General features: G+C 71.7%; 24 protein-coding genes and 1 riboswitch. Of the genes, 10 read left to right on the plus strand and 14 right to left on the minus strand.

All coding sequences use genetic code 11. The annotated features are described in order from the left end of the window. Nucleotides 1–25 precede the first annotated feature (25 nt). Together OH807_RS26415 and OH807_RS26420 are read right to left on the minus strand one after the other, a co-directional pair. Nucleotides 26–286 (minus strand): DUF397 domain-containing protein, encoded by a 261-nt coding sequence (locus tag OH807_RS26415; RefSeq protein WP_406203213.1) that lies wholly within the window; start codon nucleotides 284–286, stop codon nucleotides 26–28. Continuing rightward, nucleotides 283–1,095 (minus strand): helix-turn-helix transcriptional regulator, encoded by an 813-nt coding sequence (locus OH807_RS26420; protein ID WP_406203214.1) that lies wholly within the window; start codon nucleotides 1,093–1,095, stop codon nucleotides 283–285. The genes OH807_RS26415 and OH807_RS26420 overlap by 4 nt, the downstream gene beginning before the upstream one ends. Nucleotides 1,096–1,257: 162 nt before the next feature. Between OH807_RS26420 and OH807_RS26425 the strand changes: the two genes are divergently transcribed. Further along, nucleotides 1,258–1,683: an ATP-binding protein gene (locus tag OH807_RS26425; RefSeq protein WP_406203216.1), complete on the plus strand. Its 426-nt coding sequence runs from the start codon at nucleotides 1,258–1,260 to the stop codon at nucleotides 1,681–1,683. Nucleotides 1,684–1,742: 59 nt separating this feature from the next. Beyond that, entirely contained in the window at nucleotides 1,743–2,210 is a 468-nt protein-coding gene (locus OH807_RS26430) for a hypothetical protein (protein WP_406203218.1), read from the plus strand. A gap of 84 nt (nucleotides 2,211–2,294) precedes the next feature. On the opposite strand, the gene OH807_RS26435 is transcribed toward OH807_RS26430, so the two are convergent. Both OH807_RS26435 and OH807_RS26440 read right to left on the minus strand, forming a co-directional pair. Further along, nucleotides 2,295–2,678, minus strand: a complete 384-nt coding sequence (locus OH807_RS26435) for a VOC family protein (RefSeq protein WP_406203220.1) — start codon at nucleotides 2,676–2,678, stop codon at nucleotides 2,295–2,297. A 964-nt stretch (nucleotides 2,679–3,642) separates the two neighbouring features. Continuing rightward, nucleotides 3,643–4,008, minus strand: a complete 366-nt coding sequence (locus tag OH807_RS26440; RefSeq protein WP_406203221.1) for a hypothetical protein — start codon at nucleotides 4,006–4,008, stop codon at nucleotides 3,643–3,645. A gap of 31 nt (nucleotides 4,009–4,039) precedes the next feature. Between OH807_RS26440 and OH807_RS26445 the strand changes: the two genes are divergently transcribed. Further along, the gene (locus OH807_RS26445) at nucleotides 4,040–4,165 is read left to right on the plus strand and encodes an LPXTG cell wall anchor domain-containing protein (protein WP_406203223.1); all 126 of its coding nucleotides are present in this window, start codon (nucleotides 4,040–4,042) and stop codon (nucleotides 4,163–4,165) included. Nucleotides 4,166–4,426: 261 nt separating this feature from the next. Here OH807_RS26445 and OH807_RS26450 read toward each other — a convergent pair whose 3' ends face one another. Both OH807_RS26450 and OH807_RS26455 read right to left on the minus strand, forming a co-directional pair. Then, nucleotides 4,427–4,885 (minus strand): hypothetical protein, encoded by a 459-nt coding sequence (locus OH807_RS26450; protein WP_406203225.1) that lies wholly within the window; start codon nucleotides 4,883–4,885, stop codon nucleotides 4,427–4,429. 231 nt (nucleotides 4,886–5,116) lie between these two features. Further along, nucleotides 5,117–5,845, minus strand: a complete 729-nt coding sequence (locus OH807_RS26455) for a TetR/AcrR family transcriptional regulator (RefSeq protein ID WP_406203228.1) — start codon at nucleotides 5,843–5,845, stop codon at nucleotides 5,117–5,119. A gap of 130 nt (nucleotides 5,846–5,975) precedes the next feature. Here OH807_RS26455 and OH807_RS26460 point away from each other — a divergent pair, with 130 nt between their 5' ends. Next, a complete protein-coding gene (locus OH807_RS26460) occupies nucleotides 5,976–7,475 on the plus strand; it encodes an MFS transporter (RefSeq protein ID WP_406203230.1) in 1,500 nt (499 codons plus the stop codon). 130 nt (nucleotides 7,476–7,605) lie between these two features. Here the strand turns inward: OH807_RS26460 and OH807_RS26465 are convergent, their stop codons facing one another. Beyond that, a complete protein-coding gene (locus tag OH807_RS26465) occupies nucleotides 7,606–8,862 on the minus strand; it encodes a helix-turn-helix domain-containing protein (protein ID WP_406203232.1) in 1,257 nt (418 codons plus the stop codon). A gap of 291 nt (nucleotides 8,863–9,153) precedes the next feature. Between OH807_RS26465 and OH807_RS26470 the strand changes: the two genes are divergently transcribed. Continuing rightward, nucleotides 9,154–9,888, plus strand: coding sequence for a S1 family peptidase (locus OH807_RS26470; protein WP_406203234.1), 735 nt, complete (start codon nucleotides 9,154–9,156; stop codon nucleotides 9,886–9,888). Here the strand turns inward: OH807_RS26470 and OH807_RS26475 are convergent. Further along, nucleotides 9,885–10,157 carry an ArsR/SmtB family transcription factor gene (locus tag OH807_RS26475; RefSeq protein ID WP_406203237.1) on the minus strand — a complete coding sequence of 91 codons (273 nt, stop codon included), beginning with the start codon at nucleotides 10,155–10,157 and terminating at the stop codon, nucleotides 9,885–9,887. The two genes, OH807_RS26470 and OH807_RS26475, sit on opposite strands and share 4 nt — an antisense overlap. A gap of 112 nt (nucleotides 10,158–10,269) precedes the next feature. Here OH807_RS26475 and OH807_RS26480 point away from each other — a divergent pair, with 112 nt between their 5' ends. Continuing rightward, nucleotides 10,270–10,641, plus strand: coding sequence for a VOC family protein (locus OH807_RS26480; RefSeq protein ID WP_406203240.1), 372 nt, complete (start codon nucleotides 10,270–10,272; stop codon nucleotides 10,639–10,641). Between the two features lie 126 nt (nucleotides 10,642–10,767). Here OH807_RS26480 and OH807_RS26485 read toward each other — a convergent pair whose 3' ends face one another. The 6 genes from OH807_RS26485 to gcvT all read right to left on the minus strand — a co-directional run bounded on the left by OH807_RS26485 (nucleotide 10,768) and on the right by gcvT (nucleotide 16,053). Continuing rightward, complete coding sequence (locus tag OH807_RS26485) at nucleotides 10,768–11,226, minus strand: type II toxin-antitoxin system VapC family toxin (protein ID WP_406203243.1); 459 nt, start codon at nucleotides 11,224–11,226, stop codon at nucleotides 10,768–10,770. Further along, nucleotides 11,216–11,485: a type II toxin-antitoxin system Phd/YefM family antitoxin gene (locus OH807_RS26490; protein ID WP_406203246.1), complete on the minus strand. Its 270-nt coding sequence runs from the start codon at nucleotides 11,483–11,485 to the stop codon at nucleotides 11,216–11,218. The genes OH807_RS26485 and OH807_RS26490 overlap by 11 nt, the downstream gene beginning before the upstream one ends. Nucleotides 11,486–11,611: 126 nt before the next feature. Next, nucleotides 11,612–12,979 (minus strand): L-serine ammonia-lyase, encoded by a 1,368-nt coding sequence (locus tag OH807_RS26495; RefSeq protein ID WP_406203249.1) that lies wholly within the window; start codon nucleotides 12,977–12,979, stop codon nucleotides 11,612–11,614. 145 nt (nucleotides 12,980–13,124) lie between these two features. Next, nucleotides 13,125–14,393 carry a serine hydroxymethyltransferase gene (gene glyA, locus OH807_RS26500; protein ID WP_406203252.1) on the minus strand — a complete coding sequence of 423 codons (1,269 nt, stop codon included), beginning with the start codon at nucleotides 14,391–14,393 and terminating at the stop codon, nucleotides 13,125–13,127. 83 nt (nucleotides 14,394–14,476) lie between these two features. Next, on the minus strand, nucleotides 14,477–14,854 hold the full coding sequence (gene gcvH / locus OH807_RS26505; RefSeq protein WP_406203255.1) for a glycine cleavage system protein GcvH: 378 nt from the start codon (nucleotides 14,852–14,854) through the stop codon (nucleotides 14,477–14,479). Nucleotides 14,855–14,931: 77 nt separating this feature from the next. Next, nucleotides 14,932–16,053, minus strand: a complete 1,122-nt coding sequence (gene gcvT, locus OH807_RS26510) for a glycine cleavage system aminomethyltransferase GcvT (RefSeq protein WP_406203258.1) — start codon at nucleotides 16,051–16,053, stop codon at nucleotides 14,932–14,934. Nucleotides 16,054–16,286: 233 nt separating this feature from the next. Beyond that, a riboswitch (glycine riboswitch) is annotated at nucleotides 16,287–16,393 on the minus strand. A gap of 160 nt (nucleotides 16,394–16,553) precedes the next feature. On the opposite strand from gcvT, the gene OH807_RS26515 reads away from it, so the two are divergent. The 4 genes from OH807_RS26515 to OH807_RS26530 all read left to right on the plus strand — a co-directional run bounded on the left by OH807_RS26515 (nucleotide 16,554) and on the right by OH807_RS26530 (nucleotide 21,776). After that, nucleotides 16,554–17,354: an enhanced serine sensitivity protein SseB gene (locus OH807_RS26515; RefSeq protein ID WP_406203261.1), complete on the plus strand. Its 801-nt coding sequence runs from the start codon at nucleotides 16,554–16,556 to the stop codon at nucleotides 17,352–17,354. A gap of 163 nt (nucleotides 17,355–17,517) precedes the next feature. Further along, a complete protein-coding gene (locus tag OH807_RS26520; protein ID WP_406203264.1) occupies nucleotides 17,518–18,459 on the plus strand; it encodes an enhanced serine sensitivity protein SseB C-terminal domain-containing protein in 942 nt (313 codons plus the stop codon). 506 nt (nucleotides 18,460–18,965) lie between these two features. Continuing rightward, a complete protein-coding gene (locus OH807_RS26525) occupies nucleotides 18,966–19,955 on the plus strand; it encodes an ABC transporter permease (RefSeq protein ID WP_406203267.1) in 990 nt (329 codons plus the stop codon). A gap of 54 nt (nucleotides 19,956–20,009) precedes the next feature. Further along, nucleotides 20,010–21,776 carry an ABC transporter substrate-binding protein gene (locus OH807_RS26530; RefSeq protein ID WP_406203270.1) on the plus strand — a complete coding sequence of 589 codons (1,767 nt, stop codon included), beginning with the start codon at nucleotides 20,010–20,012 and terminating at the stop codon, nucleotides 21,774–21,776. Nucleotides 21,777–21,814: the final 38 nt, after the last annotated feature.

The raw sequence follows: 21,814 nt of genomic DNA on the forward strand, positions 1-21,814 counted from the left end.
GCTACCCACCCATTCCTTCAGGGAGTCACTCGACCGCCGGAGCCTGAGCTTCGGCCGCGAAGGCGAGGAACGCGGCCCAGGCGGAGGGGGAGAAGGAGAGCTGCGGCCCGGCCTTGTCCTTGGAGTCCCGGACGTGGATGGCGAGAGGGGAGGCGGCGACCTCGACGCACTCGCCGCCATCAGTGGTGCTGTAGCTGGACTTGGTCCACGAGAGGGCGACTTCGATGCAGTCCCCGCCGTCGCTGTTGCTGTAGCTGGACTTGAACCATGCGAGCCTGTCGCTCATAGCTCCTCCGCGGTCCTTCTGATGAACGCTACCGACTCCTCAATGCTGAGGGCCTGCATGCGGATCATGCCATGGCGCTGCGCGATGACGTTCACGCGCTCGGGATCGGCGTAGAGGATGCCTGTGTACTGCCCCTCGACATAGGCGAGCTGCTCGTGGTCGGGGGTCTCAAGGAGGACCATCGGGCCGTCGAGAGCGGCGCGGGCCGCTCGGTCGATGGGTAGCACCTGGATCGAGACATTGCGTAGCTTGCCGACGGTGAGCAGGTGACTGAGCTGGCGCTTCATGACATCTGCATTGCCAACGATGGCGCGGAAGGAGGCTTCGTAGATCACGAAGCCGTACATCGTGGTTGGTGCTGCCCTCAATCTTTCTTGCCGTTGCATCCGACCTGCGACGCGAACCTCGACCGTCTCGTCGTCCAGTGGCGGATAGGCGCTATTGATCAACTCGCGCGCGTACTCTTCGGTTTGCAGCAGCCCCGGAATTACCAGAGATGCATACGCCTGGAGGGCGATGGCCTCGCTCTCGGCCTGGGTGAAGCCCTTCGAGTAGGACGGGAACTTCTCCGGTTTCAGGAAGTCCTGTGCGCCCAGAAGCATCCCGCGGGCGTTGCAGAGCTCGTCGGCCGTGGACAGCAGCTTGAACGAGGGCTTCCGCCTCCCCGCCTCCATCGACCGCACGCTCTCGATGTCGTAGCTCGCCGCCTGGCTCAACTGCTCCCGGGTCACGCCCGCTTGCTCGCGCCAGCGCTTGATCTGGTCGCCGCAGTACTTCCAGGCCATCGGCGGCTGCGCGGGCGCACTCATCACTGGACCCCCATCCTCATGCGGTCGACCAGCGGGTCATTCCGTCGTCGAACCGCCGTCGTCACTCCTGAGGCTAAGCCCGAACGCCGATTCTCGGAGCGTGAAATGGCTGAACTCCGCTCCTGTGAGTGATGCCAAAGCCTCTCCGCACCAAGGACCGTGATGATCACTCAGCTCTCCGACATCGAGTGGATGTTCCCCCGCCACCCCCGCAGTGCCGGCCGGGCCCGCCTGCAACTCCTGCGGCAGGCCTACGCCTGGGGCGTCCCCGACGACACCACCGAGACGGCCCTGCTCCTCCTGAGCGAACTGGTCACCAATGCCTGCCGGCACGCGCGCGCCCCTCACGACCGGCTGATCGGCGTCCGCGTCGCCCTGCATCCGGGCGAGCTGCTCCGTGTGGAGGTCTCCGATGCGGACCCCGACTTCCCCGAGCCCCGGTGCGCCGGCCCGGAGGACGAGGGCGGGCGCGGCCTCGAACTGGTCGCCGCGCTCGCCTTCTCCTGGGGCGCCCGGCTCCGCGGTCCTGGCCGGATCGGCAAGACTGTCTGGTTCGAGCTGAGGGTGGGAACCGATCCGGCGAGTTGAACGTGTTCAATATGGCGGCGACGTCGCGCCGTACATCAGGGCAGCCAGGGGGTTCCTTCATGCAGGCCGAACGCGTTCCCGCACGCCGCAGGTGGCTCAAGTGGGCCGCCATCGCCCTCGGGGCCGGCGTCGTCCTCGCGCCCCTGCTCGGCCTGGCCCTCTTCGCGTACGCGCTCACCACCAGGGACGGCAGTCCGACCAGGGCCGACTGCTCGGAGGTCCTGGAGTTCGCGGGCGCCTCGATGCCCGCGCAGGCCACCGGGGCGAACTGCATGGACACCAACTCGCTGATGGACCGCGGCTACACGGCCGAGTTCCGGATGCCCCGTGCCGACCTCGCCGACCGGTTGGCCACGGCCTTCCCCCGCGTGCGGCCGGTCGAGAAGTACGGGCCGGGGCTGCACTTCGCCAACTCCCAGGAGACGAACGAGTCGCGTCCGCACGGGCAGGCGATGTTCCTGGAGCTGGACGTCACCTACGAGGACGACACGACCGCAGTGGTCCGGGTGAAGGCCTTCGACGTCTGATCCGCCACTCCCGGCCGCGCAGGAAGTCGGACCGGCCGACTTCCTGCGCAGGCGGGAGCGGTGCCGCCATGCCCACGTGGGTGCTCAGACGGGTGGGATCCGGGAGTCCAGGAGGCAGAACTCGTTGCCCTCCGGGTCGGCCAGGACGTGCCAGCCCTCGGCGCCGGTCTGGCCGACGTCGACGGGCCGGGCGCCGAGGGCGAGCAGTCGCTCCAGCTCGGCGTCGCGGTCGCGGTCGGTGGGGTTGACGTCGATGTGCAGCCGGAGCTTCCCGGCCCGCGGGTCGCTGCTGGGGCTGAGGACGAGGGTCGGCTGCGGGCCGCCGAAGCCGGCGCCGGCGGGCCCGATCTCGATGCTCCCGTCCGCCTCCCGGTCGAGCTCGACGTAGTCGAGGACGGCGCTCCAGAACGCGGCGAGCGCCTCGGGGTCGGCGCAGTCGATGACGAGCTCACTGATGCGGCATGCCATGCCTGTCAGTCTACGGAGGCGCGGCGACGGGGCCACCGCTCGCGGGCTGCGGCTCCGTCCCGGCCGGGAGGCCGTTGCCGTCCTAGTAGGTGACCACGGTCTCCAGTGCGGCGGTGCCCGATCGGGAGCCCTCCTGCCGGCTCAGCGCGGGGTTGGCGGCGCAGTTGCCAGACGTCCGCCGCATGCAGGCCGAGCGCGCGCGGACCTGTTCGCCGTCGTGCAGGAACAGGCGCCGGCCCGAGCTGAATGAGTCCGATGTCCGGACCGGCCCCGACCATGACGAAGGGTGTCCGTCGGTCGGTCTGTGAAGACGAGCACGGCGCCCGCACCGAGGCCGGTGTCTTCGCCCGCACCGGTCATCGACTACTCGCCCCCGCCGCCGCGAGCCGGCACAACTGGGCCGCCGACGCCGCGCTCAAGCGATCACTCATCGCCCAGGACCACCGAGCACGTCGGACGCATTCATCCGGACGCCGGTAGCCCGGGTGCCGGGTGCCGGGCGTTCGGTGGGTAGTGCGCGGATCGATGCCGAAAAGTTGCGTCCGGGGTGTGACATGTGGGGCGGCGGTGGCGCTGAGGGGCATGAGGCGGCCACGTTTCGGTCCGATCGGACCGGCCGGCCCCTCCGCCCCCACCTCTCACAGTGAACGGTAACCATGCGCGCTTCTCCCATCACCCGCGCCGTTTTCACGGCAGCGACTGCCGGCCTCCTGATCCTTCCCGCGGCGCCCTCGGCCCTCGCCGTTGCCGGCACCTACACCGTCCCGGTCCACCAGGACCTGCCCCTCACGGCTTCCGGTTTCGGCGAGCACGAGGCGAAGTGCGGGTCGATCGGCACCGACCAGGACGGCTGGCACTTCGTTCTCCCGGGCAACTCAACGGACTTCGTCAAGCTCACGGTCGCCTTCGACCACGGCGCACCGCAGGTGGTCACCGTGTTCGGGCCGCCCACCACCAAGCACGCCTACGTCGGGTCGGCTCCGGGCGCCACGCTGACCTCGGCCAGCGCCGAGGTCAAGGGCGGCGAGGTGAAGTGGTTCAACCTCTCGCACACCTGCCCGGCGGTGAGCACCTCTCCGAGCCCGACGCCGTCCAAGCCGACGTCGTCCGCCTCCACCACGCCGACGCCGTCGACGTCCACCACGCCGTCGACGCCGACGTCGTCCACCTCCACCACGCCGTCCGCGCCGACGTCGTCGACCTCTGGCTCACCGAGCGCCACCACGTCCGCGTCCGTATCGGCGTCGGTCACCGCCGGGGCCTCCTCCGGTCCCACCGCGGCGTCCACTTCCTCGACCGGCTCGGCGGTCGACGCGGCTGCCGGCGGCATGCCCTCGCCCTCGGCTTCCGGGTCTGCGGCGGTGAACGGTTCGGGCAGCCTGGCTTCGACCGGCGCGAACATCGGCCTGACCCTGTTCGCCGCCCTCGGGCTGGTCGGGGCGGGCACCGTCCTGGTCATGCGTCGCCGCAAGGCGGGCCGGCACTGACCTGACCGCCTTCGGGCACGGTGACGGCGGGGCGGGCCGAGCGGCCCGCCCCGCCGTCACCACCCGGAGCTGCTGGAGGCCGACCGCGAGAACGAGGGCGTCGCGGTCCGGGCCGCCCGGTGCGTCCTCGCACTGGCGACCGGCGTCCGACACAACAACAGGATCGGCGCGTCGGTCACCCGCTCACCGATTGCCCTCGATCGCCGATCGCCGATCACCGCTCACTGATTACCGCTCACCGATCACATCGGACGCACTCGTCTAGTAGGTGACGACGGTCTCCAGCGCGGGGGTGCCCGTCTGGGAGCCCTCCTGCCGGCTCAGCGCGGGGTTGGCGGCGGGGGAGCCGTACTCGTAGTAGCTGTAGGGGGACCAGTTGATCCCCAGCATGCCGGTGCCGACGCCGCGTTCGACGATCTTCACGGTCATCGTCATCGTCCGGGTGGCGCCCGGGGTGATCGGCAGGCGCGGGTGGAACAGCGCGGTCATCTCGCCGATCGAGCAGTCCACCACGTCCCCGCCGCAGCCGGTGACGACGATGAAGCCGGGGGTCGAGTTGAGCGGCCAGACGGGTTGGATGAACTGGTAGGCGAAGTAGATGTCGGTGGACTCGTTGTTGGTGAGCGAGAGCGTGACGGTCAGGGTGTCGCCGCCCGTGGCCGTGTGCTTGTCCACCGAGAACGCGGCGCCACCGGCGGCGGAGGCCGGCGTGGTCACCATGGCGAGCCCAACTCCGAGTAACAGTGCGAGAGTTGTGGCGAGTCTTCTCATCCGGAAGGGTGTCATGGCGCCGAGGATACGAACCCGCCCCGGCTTTGTCTCCAGGGCGTGGGGCGCTCGCTCGCGCGCGAGGCCGGACGCCGCAGGTGGCGGCCCCGCGGCCCCGCGCGTCCGCGCCTACTCCGGGAGGTCCGCACCGCCGCCCGGCCGCTCCGGCCGAGGGCGCCGGCGTCAGGCGCGGGGCAGTCGCAGGGCGAGGCCGTCGAGGATGACCTCCAGGCCGTAGGCGAACTTGGAGTCGCGCAGCGCCTCCGGGTCGAGGGTCTCCACCGCGTCGTACGCGTGGGCGAGGTGGTCGGTGCCGGCGACGGCCTCCTTGGCGGCGGGCATCAGGCGGGCGACGAACTCGGCCTCGGTCTCGCCGGAGCGGGCGACCGTGGTCAGCCAGGCCGCCTCCGTCGTACTCATGCCGATCGTGAACGAGAGCACGGTCTCGATCGCGCGCTCGGGCTCGGGGAAGCCGGCGGCGGCGAACAGGGCGGCCAGCCGCTCGGAGTAGGCCATCAGATTGGGGCCCAGGTAGGCGAGCCCCGCCTGGCCGAGCACGGTGGCCAGCCAGCGGTGGCGCAGTGTCGTCGCGCGGAACGCCTCGGAGGCGGCGACGACGGCCGCCCGCCAGTCCGGGGTGTCGGCGGGCGGGATGGCGATCTCGCCGAAGACCTCGTCCACCGCGAGCTCCATCAGCTCGTCCTTGGTGGCCACGTGCCGGTAGAGGGAGGTCGCGCCGGCGTTCAGGCGGGCGCCGAGCTTGCGCATGCTGAGCGCCTCGACGCCGTCCGCGTCCAGCATGACGACGGCCTCGCGGACGATCGCGGCGCGGCTCAGCGAGGGCTGGTCGGGCTCGCGCTGCTGCCGGGCCCATACGGACGGGATCGGGCTGGGGCTCGCCTTTGCGGCCATGGTGTCCTCCACTCTGCTGCGTACACCGTGCGCATTCAGCGTACATGTGCCGAGTGTTGCGCACACTGTTCCGCTCTGCGTACAGTGTGCGCATCGAAGGAACAGCGTGCGCAGCTCGGAGGGAAACCCCATGAATACCCGCAACCCACGTCGCTGGTGGATCCTTGTCGTGCTCTGCCTCAGCACGCTGGTCCTGGTCATCGACAGCATGGCGCTCACCGTCGCCGTCCCCGCCATGACGGAGGACATCAGGGCGACGACCCAGGACATCCAGTGGATCCTGGACTCCTACGTCCTCGTCTTCGCCGGGCTGCTGCTCACCTCGGGCAGCCTCGGGGACAGGTTCGGCCGCCGGAAGGTGATGGTCGTCGGCCTGCTGCTGTTCGGGGCGGCCTCGCTCGCCGCGACGTACTGCACCAACCCGGGCGAGGTCATCGCCGCCCGCGTCACCATGGGCGTCGGCGGCGCGCTGATCATGCCCTCCACGCTCTCGATCCTCATCACCGTCTTCGACGAGGACGAGCGCGGCAAGGCCATGGCCGCCTGGGGCTCCGTCTCGATGCTCGGCCTCGTCGGCAGCCCCGTCCTCGGCGGCTTCCTGATCGACCACTTCTCCTGGCACTCGATCTTCTTCGTCAACGTGCCCGTCGTCGCCCTCGCCGTCGCCGCCGCCCTCACCCTGATGCCCGAGTCCAAGGGCCCGTGGCAGAAGCCGGACCCGCTGGGCGCCGTCCTCTCCGCCGTCGGCATGACCGCCCTGATCTGGTGGATCATCGAGATCCCGCAGCACGGCGCCTTCGGCGGCCGGGCCCTGGTCACCCTCGCGGTGGCCGTGGCCGCCCTCGGCGGGTTCGTGGTCTGGGAGAACACCACCAGCGCCCCGATGGTGCCGCTCGTCCTCTTCAAGCACCGCAACTTCAGCGGCGGCTCGCTCTCCCTCACCCTCGTCCAGGTCGGCAACGGCGGCCTGCTCCTCGTCCTCACCCAGTACCTGCAGTTCGTGCTCGGCTACTCGCCCGTCAAGGCCGGCATGGCCTTCGTCCCGCTCGCCGTCGCCGCACTGATCGGCAACGGCGCCGGCGCCGGGCTGACCGCGAAGGTCGGCCACCGGGCCCTGATCCTCGTCGGCATGCTCGTCATGGCCGCCTCGTTCGGCCTGCTGACCACCGTCTCCGCGGACAGCGGCTTCACCGTCCCGGCCGTCGCCCTCGGCCTGCTCGGCCTCGGCGCCGGCCTGGCGATGCCCGCCGCCGTCGGCGCCCTGATGGGCACCATCCCCACCGACAAGGCCGGCGTCGGCTCCGCCCTCAACGACACCATCCAGCAGGCCGGCACCGCGCTCGGCATCGCCATCCTCGGCTCGCTGCTCTCCAGCCGCTTCGCCCACGAGATGCCGGCCGGTTCGAGCGAGCAGGCCAAGCGCTCGATCGTCGACGCGCTCGGTGCCGCCCACGGTGACGCGGGCCTCGTCCACGCCGCCCGGGAGGCCTTCACCTCCGCCATGGCGAGCACCCTCACCATCAGCGCGATCAGCATCCTGGGCGCGGCCGTCCTGGCCACGCTGGTCATGCGGAACACCAAGCCCGCCGCCAAGGAGGCCCCGGCCGACGAGGCGCGGCTCGCGGCCTGACCCCCCCCGCCCGACCCGAAGGCCGGCACCCCGAGGAGGGGGTGCCGGCCTTCGTCGTCCGCGGTGGAACCTTCGTCGTCCGCGGTGGAACCGCCCGGCGAGCCGCACCCCGCGGCTGCCGGGGTGCGGCTCACGCGTCCGGGGTGGTGGGAGCCCAGCCGGCGCGGTCGTCCTGGTAGAAGTAGGCCGGCGCGCCCTTCAGGCCGGCGGTGCGGAACGGGCGGCCGTGGTCGTCGATCTTGAGGTTGCCGTGCAGGTCGCCACTGCTCCAGGCCACGCTGAGGTACCAGGAGACGTCCTGGGAGACGGTGCCCGCGTCGACGTTCAGCACCTGCGGGTCGGTGGCCGACACGGTGTAGGGGAAGGCCGAGCTCCTGCCCCTGGTGTTCCCCTCCATGGCCGGGACGGGCACCGGGCGCGGTGCCGCCGCGTCGAGGTCGACGGTGAACGCGGCCGGGGTGATGGCGCCGCCGCAGCCGGATCCCATCATGTAGGCGTTCCACTTCGGGGCGGGCTTCGTGCTGACCACGTGCACGTAGAGGGAGTGCAGGACGACGGGCTTGGCGTCGGCGCCCTGGGCGGTCACCTGGAGGCGCAGGTGCCCGCCGGGGACGGCGTGCTGAGCGGCGGCCCAGCTGTCCGTCTGCGCGTTCTCCGGCGGCGCGGCCACGGCGCGCGGGGGCTGCGGGCTCAGGAACCACTGGCCGCAGGCGCTGCCCCAGTTGTCCGTCATGACGTTCACCTGGAAGGGCGGCGGGTCGTCCTCGGTGCGCGGCGGGGCGGAGGCGGTGGTGGGTGCCGGGGGCGCGGCCGGGGGTGCTGTCGAAGGTGTCGCCGCGGGGCCGGGCGCCGCGGCGGCCGCCGCTGCCGGGGGTGTCGTGGCGAGGGCCGCCGGCGACGGCGGGCTCGCCCGCGGGGTGTCCGCCCGGCCGTTCAGGGCGACGGCCGGGATCACCACGGCCGCTGCCACGGCCACGGCCGTCACGATCAGCAGGACCGGCGTGCGCGGACGGCGCCGGGGCCTCCGGACGTCACCGGCCGGCCCGGAGGCCACCGTGGGCAGCGGCCCCGGAGCGGGCGCGGGCTCCGGCAGGGGCGCGGGCGCCGGCGGCGGTACGGGCGCGGCCGCGGCCGGCTCCCGGCGGCGGGCGGCGTCCGCGAGGATCCAGCGGCGGTGCAGCTCGACCAGCTCGTCGGCGCCCGCCCCGCAGACCCGCGCGAACCGCTCCACCGGCGCGTACTCGGTGGGGACGGCCGCGCCGTTGCAGTAGCGGTGCAGGGTGGACGTACTGACGTGGAGCCGAGCCGCGAGCGCGCCGTAGCTGCGGCCCGAACGCTCCTTCAGCTCGTGCAGCAGTGCCGCGAACTCGTCCGTCTCCACGCTCATCCCCGCCGCCCTCGTCCCGGTACGGCGTTCCAGGCCCCGCCGAATCCCCAGCTCACGGTACCCGCCGGCGTTCCAGCGTCCCTATCCGCCCGCCGGGGGTGGCGGCCGGGACGGGCGGCGGGCCACGCTTCGGTCCGGCGGTGGCCCGGAGCCCGGTCGCCCGTCCCCCGGTCGTCCGGTCGCCCCGTCCGGGTGGCGCCGGCCCTGGGGAGCCGCCGGCAGTGATCCGACGTACGGACAGAGAAACCGAGAAAGCGAGCCCTCCCGATGCGCAAGCCGAAGCGACGTCACATGACCATGCTGTTCGCCGCCGCCGGCCTGGTGGCGGCGGCGGCCCCGCCGGCCGCCGCCGTGCACGGCGGGGCCGGCGCCACCACTGCGGCCAACCCGTTCGTGGTGGCGCTGGAGACGGCGACCGGCGAGCAGTGGTGCACGGGCGCCCTGATCGCGCCCACCAAGGTGCTCACCGCCGGCCACTGCGCCGCCGAGGCGGACGACCCGACCACCCTGCGGGTGATCGCCGGGCGGACGGACCTGAACGGCTCCGCCGGCCAGGTGCGGAAGGTCCGGAGCTACCGGATCGACCCGCGGTACACCCCGGGCCTGGAGCACGACGCGGCCGTCCTCACCCTGGACCGGCCGCTCACCCAGCGCCCGGTCCGGGTGGCGCGGCAGGCCGACGAGGCGCTGTACCGGGAGGGCGGCACGGCCACCCTCTACGGCTACGGCCGCACCGGCCCCGACAGCGGCCCGGGTACCCGTCTGAAGAAGGCGGCGCTCACCCTGGCGCCCCTGGCCGACTGCGAGCCCTACGTCTGGCCCACCGACTCGCCGCGGGAGAGGGTCTGCGGCTTGCCGAAGCCCGGCCGCGCCGACAGTGTCTGCAAGGGGGACTCCGGCGGCCCGCTGGTGGCGGGCGGTGTGGTGATCGGCATCGTCTCGACCGGCAACAAGTACTGCGACGACCAGCACCCGGTCTCGGTCTTCACCCGCGCCACCGATGTCCCCGCGGAGCTCCTGGCCTAGGCCCCGGCGGGGCCGAGGACGGCCGGCAGCAGGCCGGGGAACGCGGCGTCCAGCTCGGCGCGGCGCAGGGACATGATCCGCGCCTTGCCGTCCGCCCGGGTGTCGGTGAGGCCGGCCTCGCGCAGGATGCGCCAGTGGTTGGAGAGCGTGGACCGCGGGACGCTCAGGCCCTCGGGGCTGCACGCGCACTCGCCGTGCGCGGCCATCCGGCGGACGAGGTCCAGCCGGACGGGGTCGCCGAGGGCGTGCAGGACGACGGGCAGGTCCATACGGCTCCTCCCTTCCCGTTGATCGTCGGCTCCCCGTAGTATGCGGCTCGATTCGACGTTTCGGGAATATCGAAATGATCGAGCGCCCGCCCGACCCAGGAGGAGCCCCGCCATGCCGGTCGTCCGCACCCTGACCCGCGTCTACGTCGACGACCTCGACGCCGCCCTGCCGACCTTCGTCGGGCTCACCGGCGAGCAGCCGTCGCTGCGCTTCCCGTACCGGGACCTCGAACTCGCGAGCATCGGCGGCCATCTCCTGATCGCCGGCACCGAAGAGGCCCTCGCCCCCTACCGGGGCACCCACGCGACCGTCATCGTCACCTCGCTGGACGAAGTCCTCGCCCTCGTCGCCACCCACGGCGGCGAGATCCTCGACGGGCCCAACGCCGTCCCCACCGGCCGCAACCTCACCGCCCGCCACCCCGGCGGCGCCACCGTCGAGTACGTTGAGTTCCACGCCGAGGCCGCCGCCACCCTGGCCTGAGGGAGCGGGGGGCGGAACGCACCAGCCCCCCCGGACGGCACGCGTCCGGGGGCGCAAGTGCGACGTCCCGAGGGCTTCCGCAGGTGCCCGGCAGCCGCTCCGGTGGCAGCGCGAACCGGCGCCTGCTCAGCGATCGTGCGGAACGGCCGGGCGCGTCACCGGGACGACGGTCAGGAGTGTCTCCAGGCCCTTGAAGTCGTCCGGGTTGGTGGTGAACAGCGGGAGGTCCTCGGCGACGGCGATCGCGGCGATCATCAGGTCGGCCACGCGCCTTCGGGGCTTCCGTCCGGCACCGATCACGGCGGCGCAGATCCGGCCGTAGACGCGTGCCGCCTCGGCGTCGAAGGGGATGGGGTCGAACTCGTTCTCGGCACGCTGGAGGACATCGAGCCGGCGGGCCCGCTCCGCGTACTCGTCGTAGCCCGGCTGCTCCTCGTTCCGCCGGACCTCGTGCGGTCCGGCGGAGAGCTCGGCCAGGGTGATCGCGCTGATGGCCATCTCGATCGGGAGCTCGGCCGGGTCCACCCAGCGGCGAAGGATCATGATGTTGGTGTCGAGCAGACCCCGCGGGTGTTCAACGGGCATAGGGATCGTCCGTCTCCTGTGCGGCGGTGGCGTCCTGATCCGCCCGGAAGGCATCCAGGGAGATCCCGGGCGCGCTGCGTGACATCGCGGCGAACTCCGCCCGGGGGACGAAGCGCCTCCGGCGCTTCAGTGGGATCAACTCGCCGATGCGGTGGCCGTCACGGGTGACCGTGAACGACTGGCCGGCCTCGACGGCGTCCATGATCTCTCTCGACCTGCTGCGCAGGTCCCGCTGGGTGATCTCAGGCTGCACGGTCATGGGATCAGCCTAGCCGGGTGTGCCACGGTGTGCTACGGGGTGGCACACCGTGCGGGGAGCGGAACGCACGAGCCCCCCGGACGGCACGCGTCCGGGGGGCTGGTGAGGATCAGCGGTGAGCCTCGATCAGCACTCGATGACGTTCACGGCGAGGCCGCCGCGGCTCGTCTCCTTGTACTTGATCTTCATGTCGGCGCCGGTCTCCTTCATGGTCTTGATCGCCTTGTCGAGGGAGACGTGGTGCCGGCCGTCGCCGCGCAGGGCCATCCGGGCCGCGGTGACGGCCTTCACGGACGCCATGCCGTTGCGCTCGATGCACGGGATCTGGACGAGGCCGCCGACCGGGTCGCAGGTGAGCCCGAGGTTGTGCTCGATGCCGATCTCGGCGGCGTTCTCGACCTGCTCGGGGCTGCCGCCGAGGACCTCGGCGAGGCCGCCGGCCGCCATCGAGCAGGCCGAGCCGACCTCGCCCTGGCAGCCGACCTCGGCGCCGGAGATGGAGGCGTTCTCCTTGAAGAGCATGCCGATCGCGCCGGCCGCGAGCAGGAAGCGCACGATGCCGTCGTCGTCCGCGCCGGGGATGAAGTTCAGGTAGTAGTGCAGGACGGCCGGGATGATGCCGGCGGCGCCGTTGGTGGGCGCGGTGACGACGCGGCGGCCGGAGGCGTTCTCCTCGTTGACGGCCATCGCGTAGAGGGTGACCCACTCCATCGCGTTGGCCGGGCCGATGCCCTCGGCGCGCAGCGCGCGGGCGCCCGAGGCGGCGCGCCGGCGGACCTTGAGCCCGCCGGGGAGGATGCCCTCGCGGGACATGCCGGCCCGGACGCACTCCTGCATGACCCGCCAGATCTCCAGCAGGCCGGCCCGGATCTCCTCCTCCGTCCGCCAGGCCTTCTCGTTCTCCAGCATCAGGCCGGAGATGGACAGGCCGGTCTCGCGGCTGAGCCGGAGCAGCTCGTCGCCGGTGCGGAACGGGTACTTCAGCACGGTGTCGTCGGGCTTGACCCGGTCGGCGCCGATGGCGTCCTCGTCGACGACGAACCCGCCGCCGACCGAGTAGTACGTCTTCTCCAGCAGCGTGGTGCCGTCGGCGGCGAAGGCCCAGAGGGTCATGCCGTTCGCGTGGTACGGCAGCGAGCGGCGCCGGTGCAGGATCAGCTGGGTGTCGCGGTCGAAGTCGATGGCGTGCACGCCGAGCAGGTTGATCCGCTTCTCGGCGGTGATCCGCTCGACGTCCTGGTCGGCCCGGTCGACGTCGACCGTGCGCGGGGAGTGGCCCTCCAGGCCGAGCAGGACGGCCTTCGGGGTGCCGTGGCCGTGGCCGGTGGCGCCCAGCGAGCCGAACAGCTCGGCCCGCACGCCCGCCACCTCGGTCAGCAGGGCCTCGGACTTCAGCCGGCGGGCGAACATCCGGGCGGCGCGCATCGGGCCGACGGTGTGGGAACTCGACGGGCCGATGCCGATGGAGAAGAGGTCGAAGACGCTGATGGCCACGGAGGACGTCCTTGTCTGGTCTCGTGGAGGGGCGAGCAGGCGGGGTACCGGCACGGAACGGGGCACCGCGCGCACTCTCCAGTGTGCGCGGTGCCCCGGAATCCCAGGTGGCCCGGCGGGGTGAGGCCGGTCACCTGCGGCCGAACTACAGGTTCGGGTAGAGCGGGTACTTGTCGGCGAGGGTGGTGACCCGGGCCTTGAGCGAAGCGGCGACGGTCTCGTCGAAGGCGGGCTTGAGCGCCTCGGCGATGATGTCGGCGACCTCGCGGAAGTCCTCGGCCCGGAAGCCGCGGGTGGCCAGGGCCGGGGTGCCGATCCGCAGGCCGGAGGTGACCATCGGCGGGCGCGGGTCGTTCGGGATGGCGTTGCGGTTGACCGTGATGCCGACCTCGTGGAGGCGGTCCTCGGCCTGCTGGCCGTCCAGCTGGCTGTTGCGCAGGTCGACCAGGACGAGGTGGACGTCCGTCCCGCCGGAGAGCACCGAGGCGCCGGCCTCGGCCACGTCGGCCTGGAGCAGGCGCTCGGCGAGGATGCGGGCGCCGTCCAGGGTGCGCTGCTGGCGCTCCTTGAACTCCTCCGTGGCGGCGACCTTGAAGGCGACGGCCTTGCCGGCGATCACGTGCTCCAGCGGACCACCCTGCTGGCCGGGGAAGACCGCGGAGTTGATCTTCTTGGCCCACTCGGCCTTGGAGAGGATGACGCCGCCGCGCGGGCCGCCCAGGGTCTTGTGGGTGGTGGTGGTGACCACGTCCGCGTAGGGCACCGGGTTCGGGTGCAGGCCCGCCGCGACCAGACCGGCGAAGTGCGCCATGTCGACCATCAGCAGGGCGCCGACCTCGTCGGCGACCCGGCGGAACGCGGCGAAGTCCAGCTGGCGCGGGTAGGCGGACCAGCCGGCGATGATCAGCTTCGGCTGGTGCTCCTTGGCGAGGCGCTCGACCTCGGCCATGTCGACCTGGCCGGTCTTGTCGTCGACGTGGTACGCGGCCACGTTGTAGAGCTTGCCGGAGAAGTTGATCTTCATGCCGTGGGTCAGGTGGCCGCCGTGGGCCAGCGACAGGCCCAGGATGGTGTCACCCGGCTGGATCAGCGCGAACATGGCGGCGGCGTTGGCCTGCGCGCCGGAGTGCGGCTGGACGTTCGCGTGCTCGGCGCCGAACAGGGCCTTGATCCGGTCGATCGCGATCTGCTCGACCACGTCGACGTGCTCGCAGCCGCCGTAGTAGCGGCGGCCGGGGTAGCCCTCGGCGTACTTGTTGGTCAGCACCGAGCCCTGGGCCTCCATGACCGCCACCGGGGCGAAGTTCTCGGAGGCGATCATTTCCAGGGTGGTCTGCTGGCGGTGCAGCTCGGCATCGACCGCGGCGGCGATCTCGGGGTCGAGAGCGTGCAGGGACTGGTTGAGAACACTCATGGTGTGGTCTTCCCGGGAGGAGGGAGTACGGGGGCGGCCGGTGCTGGGGCGGCCGCCGCGCTGCGGCCGCCCCGGCGGGAGGCTCAGGCCGGGTTGGTGAGGGCGTTGTACTCGTCGGCGCTCAGCAGCTCGTCGGTGGCCTCGACGCGCACCTTGAACAGCCAGCCGCCCTCGAAGGGGGCGCTGTTGACCAGCGAGTTGTCGTCCAGGACGTCCTGGTTGACCTCGGTGACCTCACCGGTGACCGGCGAGTACAGGTCGCTGACCGACTTGGTGGACTCCAGCTCGCCGCAGGTCTCACCGGCGGTCACGGCGTCGCCGACCTCGGGAAGCTGCACGTAGACGATGTCACCGAGGGCGTCGGCCGCGTGGGCGGTGATGCCGATCGTGGAGACACCGGCCTCGGCGGCGGTCAGCCACTCGTGCTCCTTGGTGTACTGCAGGTGCTGGGGGTTGCTCATGGCGTCATTCTCCAGGATGGGAAGCGGGTACGACGAAGCGGCCCGTGAGCCGGACGTGCCTCGGGAAGGGGTGTGGGTCAGCGGGCGCGCTTGTAGAACGGCAGCGCCACGACCTGGACCGGCTCGTGCTTGCCGCGGACGTCGACCGCCACGGCGGTGCCGGGAGCGGCGTGCGCCGCGTCCACGTACGCGATGGCGACCGGCTTGCCCAGGGTGGGGGACGGCGCACCGGAGGTGATCCGGCCGATCGGCTCGCCGTCGGCGGAGACGACCGTGTACTCGGCGCGCGGCACGCGCTTGCCCTCGGAGACCAGGCCGACCAGCACCCGCGGCGGGTTGGCCTCGGCCTCGGCGGCGGCCTTCTCCAGCGCCTTGCGGCCGACGAACGCACCCTCGTTGGTGGTCTTGTCGAAGCGGACCACCCGGCCGAGACCGGCGTCGAACGGGGTCAGCTCGGTGGAGAGCTCGTGGCCGTACAGCGGCATGCCGGCCTCCAGGCGCAGCGTGTCGCGGCAGGACAGGCCGCACGCGACGAGGCCGCGGTCGGCGCCGGCCCCGGTCAGCGCCTGCCAGATGTGCTCGGCGTCGCCCGGGTTGCAGAAGATCTCGAAGCCGTCCTCACCGGTGTAGCCGGTGCGGGCGAGCAGCACGTCGCGGCCGGCCACCTGGGCCGGGAGGATCGCGTAGTACTTGAGGCCCGGCAGGTCGGCCTCGGTGGTGTCGGCGAGAATGCCGGTCGCCTCCGGGCCCTGGACGGCGATCAGCGCGTAGGTGTCGCGGTCGTCCGTGACGACGGCGTCGAAGCCCTTGGCGCGGGCGATCAGCTCGTCCAGCACCAGCTGGGCGTTGGAGGCGTTGGCGACGACCAGGAAGGCGTCCTCGCGCAGGCGGTAGACGATCAGGTCGTCCAGGATGCCGCCGTCCTCGGCGCAGATCATGGTGTAGCGGGCGCGCAGCACGCCCAGCGCGGAGACGAAGCCGACCAGCGCGTGGTCCAGCATCTCGCCGGCCTGCGGGCCGGTGACGGTGATCTCGCCCATGTGCGAGAGGTCGAAGAGACCGGCCTTGGTGCGGACGGCGAGGTGCTCCTCGCGCTCGCTGCCGTAACGCAGCGGCATGTCCCAGCCGGCGAAGTCGGTCATGGTGGCGCCGAGGCTGCGGTGCAGCGCGTCGAGCGCGGTGAGGCGGAGGGACGACATGGCCTGGAACTCCTCGGTCTGGGCACTCAGGGGTGCGCACGCCGGACCGGCCCCGCTCGGAGAGGGACCTGGCCTGCGCGCGGGCATGCGGCGGCTGGGTCTCCCCATCTGTCGTCGTACCTGAGAGCTTCACCGCACGCGGGCCCGCAGCTCTTTACAGCTAACAGGACAGCATGGCGGCTTGCACCGTGGGTGGGTGCACGACAGGGCCGTGCGCCACTTTCCAGATGTGCCTAATCCGTGCGGTAGGGGTGCCTGAGAGATTCCGGGGAGGACTTGCTCCTTCGGCGCCGGTCCTGCCGCCTGGGGGCGGCACTCCGGACTCTCCCGCGCGGGTTCGAACGGCCGGTATGGAGTTAGGAGGGCCCCTGCGCGAAACACACGGAAGCACGCGGGGACGCGGACATCATGGCACGTCCGGCGCCCGTGCGGGAGAGGGGCCCCGGGCGGCCCGCTAGGCTGCACGCGTCGACGAGCCAGTGAGGCGGTACAAGGGGCGCATGGGGTACCCGGTGGAGCAGCAGGGGTGGGGCGGCCCGGAGGGGTCCGTGCCGGGCGGCGGATGGCCGGCCAACGAGCTGGAGCAGGTGCTCACCGCCGCGCTCGGCGATCCGGGCGCGACGCCGCGGGTGTTCGAGGTGCTGGCCCGCAGCCACGTCTGGGTGCCGCTGCCGGCCGGGGCCGACCCGCAGGGGCAGGCGCTGAACCTGCCGACGGTCGAGCTGGCCGGCGAGCCGTACGTACCGGTCTTCTCCTCGCAGGAGGTGTTCCTGCAGCAGGCGCCCGGGATGGCCTTCGCGGTCGCGCCGGTCTGGGAGTTCGCCCGCGGCCTGCCGCTGGGCGTGGGCATCGCGGTGAACCCGGAGGCGGCGGTCGGCATCCCGGTGCCGCCGCAGGGCGTGGCCGAGCTGCGGCGCGGGCCGCGCGAGGACCGCTGGGCGGCCGCCGAGGAGGCGGGCGGCCCGACCGGCGGCCGGGTGGCGCTGCGCGAGCCGGTGCCGGGCGAGGACCCGGAGGCCTTCCTCGCCGCCTGCCGCGCCGAACTCTCCCTGCTGCCCGGCGTGCTCACCGCCCGGCGGGCGCTGGCCAGCGTCGAGGGCGAGCCGACGGTGATGTTCCTCGGCGTCCAGCTGGACCGGTCGGCCCCGGCCGACCCGGCCGCCGTGAACGACGCGCTGGGCCGGGCGCTGGGAACCGCGCCGCTGCCCGGCGGCGTCCACCTCGTACTGCTCGACCTCGTGGAGGACCCCGTGGTCGAGTGGATGCTCAACCAGGTCCGGCCGTTCTACGCACGGATGTGAGCCCGACCCTCCCGGCCCGTCGCCGGGCGGCCCGCGGACGGGTCGGAGAGGTCCGGGCAGCACGTCGGCGTGGCGGTGGCCGGTGGCGCCCCATAGGGTGCGTGCAGACACCCGCCGGGCCGGCGGCAGGCGAGGGAAAGAAGAGGCGCAGCGAGGTGGGCGCATGAGTGCGGGAGCGGTAGCGGGCGGTGCACCGGGGCCCTGGGGCCAGGCATCCGCCGGGCGCCCGGGCGCGGATCCGAGAGCGCTGGAGCACGCCCTGCGCGAGGTCGCGCCCGAACGCTGGGAGGCGTACGAGGCGCTGCTGCACGCCCTGGCCGACGGGCAGGTCTGGATGCTGCTCTGGCACGGCACGCCGGGCAGCCCGGACGCCCAGTACGGGAACATGGACATCGGCGGCCACGGGTACGCGCCGGCGGTCACCTCGCCCGAGCAGCTCGCGGCGTCGGGCTGGGCGCGGGCGCACGAGGTGATCCCGGGGCGCGAGATCGCCGCCTCGCTGTACCGCACCCGCTGGGGCCTCTGGCTGAACCCGCACGCGCCCGGTGGCGGGGTCGGCGTGCCCTGGGCCGACCTGCGGCGGATCGCGGCCGGCCTGGACCGGCTGCCGGCCGGACCGCTGAAGCTGAGCGAACCGCAGGTGCCGGCCCAGCAGTTCTTCGCGCTGCTGGAGCGGCAGGCCGTCGAGGTGCGCGCCGTGAAGGCGCTGCGCCGGGCCTGGGTACAGCCCTCCGTGGGCGAACCGTACCTGGCCATCGGCCTTGAGCTGTACGAGAGTTCACCGCCGGCGGTGGAGGCCGTCCGGGCCCTGATGCAGCGCGCGATCGCGGTCGCGCCCGAGGGGCTGGCCGTCTCCACGGTCGCGATGGGGGACGAGTACGACCCGGTGGCGCTCTGGATGCGCGCCAACGCGCGGCCGTTCTACGACCGCGAGGCGGGCGGCCAGGGCCGGCCGCCGGCCGCCACCTACCCGCCGGTGCCGCCGCCGCCCTACGCCTCGCAGGCGGGGCCGGGGTACGCCTACGGCACCCAGCCGCCCGGCCCGGCCTGGCCGGGGCAGCAGGCGCCGCCGCAGCAGCCGTGGCCCGGTTACCCGGGGCGCTGAGCGCCGCCGCCCCGCCAGGGTGTACCACCGCGAAACCCCCTCCACGGGGCCGGTCTGACGTCATGTCGGACCGGCCCCGTGGTGTTTTCCGCGCCATTCCCGGGGAAGTTCAGTCCTACCTCTTGACATGCTTGTAACACCTGTGTGAAGACCGATATGCCGAAGATCCGGAGGTGCATGCCCACAGATCACAGTTGGGCATCTGTCGGTTGTCAGGGCTGGCGCAAGCCAGTTCGCATGGCAGAGAGTTCTGCGCAACGCACCGCGCGTGGTTGGCGCCTCACAAAGGCGAACGCGCAGGCGGACCGCTTGATCCACGCGATGCCCATCCCGCGTGGCGGCAGTACCCGAGCACGCAGCACCGCACGACGTACCGCCGTGAACGACGCCCTGTACCTCCGCACGTCCGCACCTCTGCACCTCCGCACGTCCGCACCAGCCGTAGCGCCGATCCGGCGACCGGCACCCGTGGGCCGGCCACCGTCGGCGAGGGGACCGAACTGACCATGACCGCACCCATCAAGACCACCGGGAACGCACCGGAGGCAGCTGCCACCGCAGGCCCGGCCAAGAAGATCGAGGGCCGCTCGCTCGGCCAGATCGCCTGGACCCGCTTCAAGCGGGACAAGGCCGCCGTCGCCGGCGGCGTCGTGGTGATCCTGCTGATCCTGCTCGCCGTGCTGGCCAAGCCGATCGAGTCCGTCTTCGGCCTCGACCCCGACGCGCTCAACCAGGACCTGCTCGACGCCAACCTCGGCGGCCTGCCGTTCGGGGACTGGGGCGGCATGAGCATGGACCACCCGCTCGGCGTCGACCCGCTCCAGGGCCGTGACCTGCTCTCCCGCGTCATCGAGGGCTCCTGGGTCTCGCTGCTCGTCGCCTTCGGGGCGACCCTGCTCTCCAACACCATCGGCACCGTGCTCGGCGTGATGGCCGGCTACTACGGCGGCTGGGTGGACGGGCTGATCAGCCGGGTGATGGACGTCTTCCTCGCCTTCCCGCTGCTGCTCTTCGCCATCGCGATCTCCGCCTCGCTCCAGGGCGGCGCGTTCGGCCTGCACGGCCTCCCGCTGCACATCATGGTGCTGATCTTCGTGATCGGCTTCTTCAACTGGCCCTACATGGGCCGGATCGTGCGCGGCCAGACCCTCTCGCTGCGCGAGCGCGAATTCGTCTACGCCGCCCGCAGCCTGGGCGCCCGCGGGCCGTTCATCCTGTTCAAGGAGCTGCTGCCCAACCTGGTCGGTCCGATCCTGGTCTACTCGACCCTGCTGATCCCGACCAACATCCTCTTCGAGGCAGGCCTCAGCTTCCTCGGCGTCGGCATCCAGGCCCCGCAGGCCTCCTGGGGCGGGATGCTCAACGACGCGATCAAGTACTACCAGGTGGACCCCCAGTACATGGTGGTCCCCGGTATGGCGATCTTCCTCACGGTGCTCGCCTTCAACCTGCTCGGCGACGGGCTGCGTGACGCCCTCGATCCCAAGAGCAACTGACCTCTCGTCAGGACCCTCCGATACGCCACCACTCCTCAAGGGGTTGATCCCACCATGCGTAGGTCTCGTACCGTCGCGCTGACCGCAGTGGCCGCCGCCACTGTCCTGGTCGTCACCGGCTGTTCCAGTTCCTCCAAGAGCGGGGACTCCAGCTCGTCCTCCGCCGCCTCCGGTGCCGGCGCCGACGCGGCCACCAAGGGGGTCGTCAACGCCTCGGACAAGAAGGGCGGGACGGTCACCTACGAGATGAAGGGCACCCCGGACTCCCTCGACCCGGGCAACACGTACTACGCCTACATCTACAACTTCTCGCGCCTGTACGGGCGTCCGCTGACGACCTTCGCGCCGGGCCCCGGCGACGAGGGCAACAAGCTCGTCCCGGACCTCGCCGAGTCCCTGGGCCAGCCCAGCGCCGACGGCCTGACCTGGACGTACAAGCTGCGCGCGGGCCTCAAGTACGAGGACGGCAGCCCGATCACCTCCAAGGACGTCAAGTACGCCGTGGAGCGCTCCAACTTCGCGCCGGACGTGTTCTCCAACGGCCCGACGTACTTCAAGGAGCTGCTGGTCGACAACCCGACCCCCTACGAGGGCCCGTACAAGGACGCCTCCGGCGACCTGAAGTCGATCGAGACGCCGGACGACACCACCGTCGTCTTCCACCTGAAGCACGCCTTCGCGGACTTCGACTACCTGGTCTCCGCCCCGCAGACCGTCCCCGTCCCCAAGGACAAGGACAAGGGCGCCGACTACGTCAAGCACCCGCTCGCCTCGGGCTCCTACAAGTTCGAGTCCTACGAGGACGGCAAGCAGCTCACGCTGGTGCCGAACACCAACTGGGACCAGGGCACCGACACGATCCGCAAGCAGCTCGCGGACAAGATCGTGCTCAAGATGAACATCGAGCAGTCCACCATCGACAAGGACCTGCTGGCCGGCAACGCCCAGGTGGACCTCGTCGGCGGCGGCGTCGACCCGCAGACCCAGGCCCAGATCCTGCAGAACCCGAAGCTGAAGGCCAAGACGGACAACGCCTACGGCGGCCGCCTGGTCTACACCGCGATCGACAGCCACGTGGCGCCGTTCGACAACGTCGACTGCCGCAAGGCCGTCCAGTTCGCGATCGACAAGGTCTCGGTGCAGACCGCGATCGGTGGCCCGGTCCGCGGCCAGATCGCCAACACGGTGCTCCCGGCCGACATCCCGGGCCACCAGGACACCAACCTGTACGCCACCAAGGACAACAAGGGTGACGAGGCCAAGGCCAAGGAGGCCCTCAAGGCCTGCGGCAAGCCCGACGGCTTCTCGACCGTCCTGAGCGCCCGCACCGAGCGCGCCACCGAGATCGCCGCGGCGACCTCGATCCAGGCCGCGCTGAAGAAGGTCGGCATCAACGCCGAGATCCAGCAGTTCCCGCAGGGCAAGTACCTCTCCGACAACGTCGGCGTGCCGGCGAAGAACAAGGAGAAGAACATCGGCCTGATGATGATGCAGTGGGGCGCCGACTGGCCGACCGGCTACGGCTTCCTGCAGCAGATCGTCGACGGCCGCGCCATCAAGGAGGCCGGTAACAACAACCTGGCCTCGCTGAACGACCCCGCGATCAACAAGCTGATCGACGACGCCGCGGTCAACACCGACAAGGCGGCCCGCGAGAAGATCTACGCGGAGATCGACAAGAAGGTCATGGAGAGCGCGGTCTACGTCCCGCTCACCTACTTCAAGGTCTTCCTGTACCGCCCGGACAACGCCACCAACCTGGTGTCCACCTCGGCCTTCTCGGGTGAGTACGACTACCTGAACATCGGTACGACCAAGTAAGAGCCTGGCTCCACATCCCTGAAGGCAGGTGAAGGCAG

It is taken from the genome of Kitasatospora sp. NBC_01560, assembly GCF_045208415.1.
Lineage (GTDB): Bacteria > Actinomycetota > Actinomycetes > Streptomycetales > Streptomycetaceae > Kitasatospora.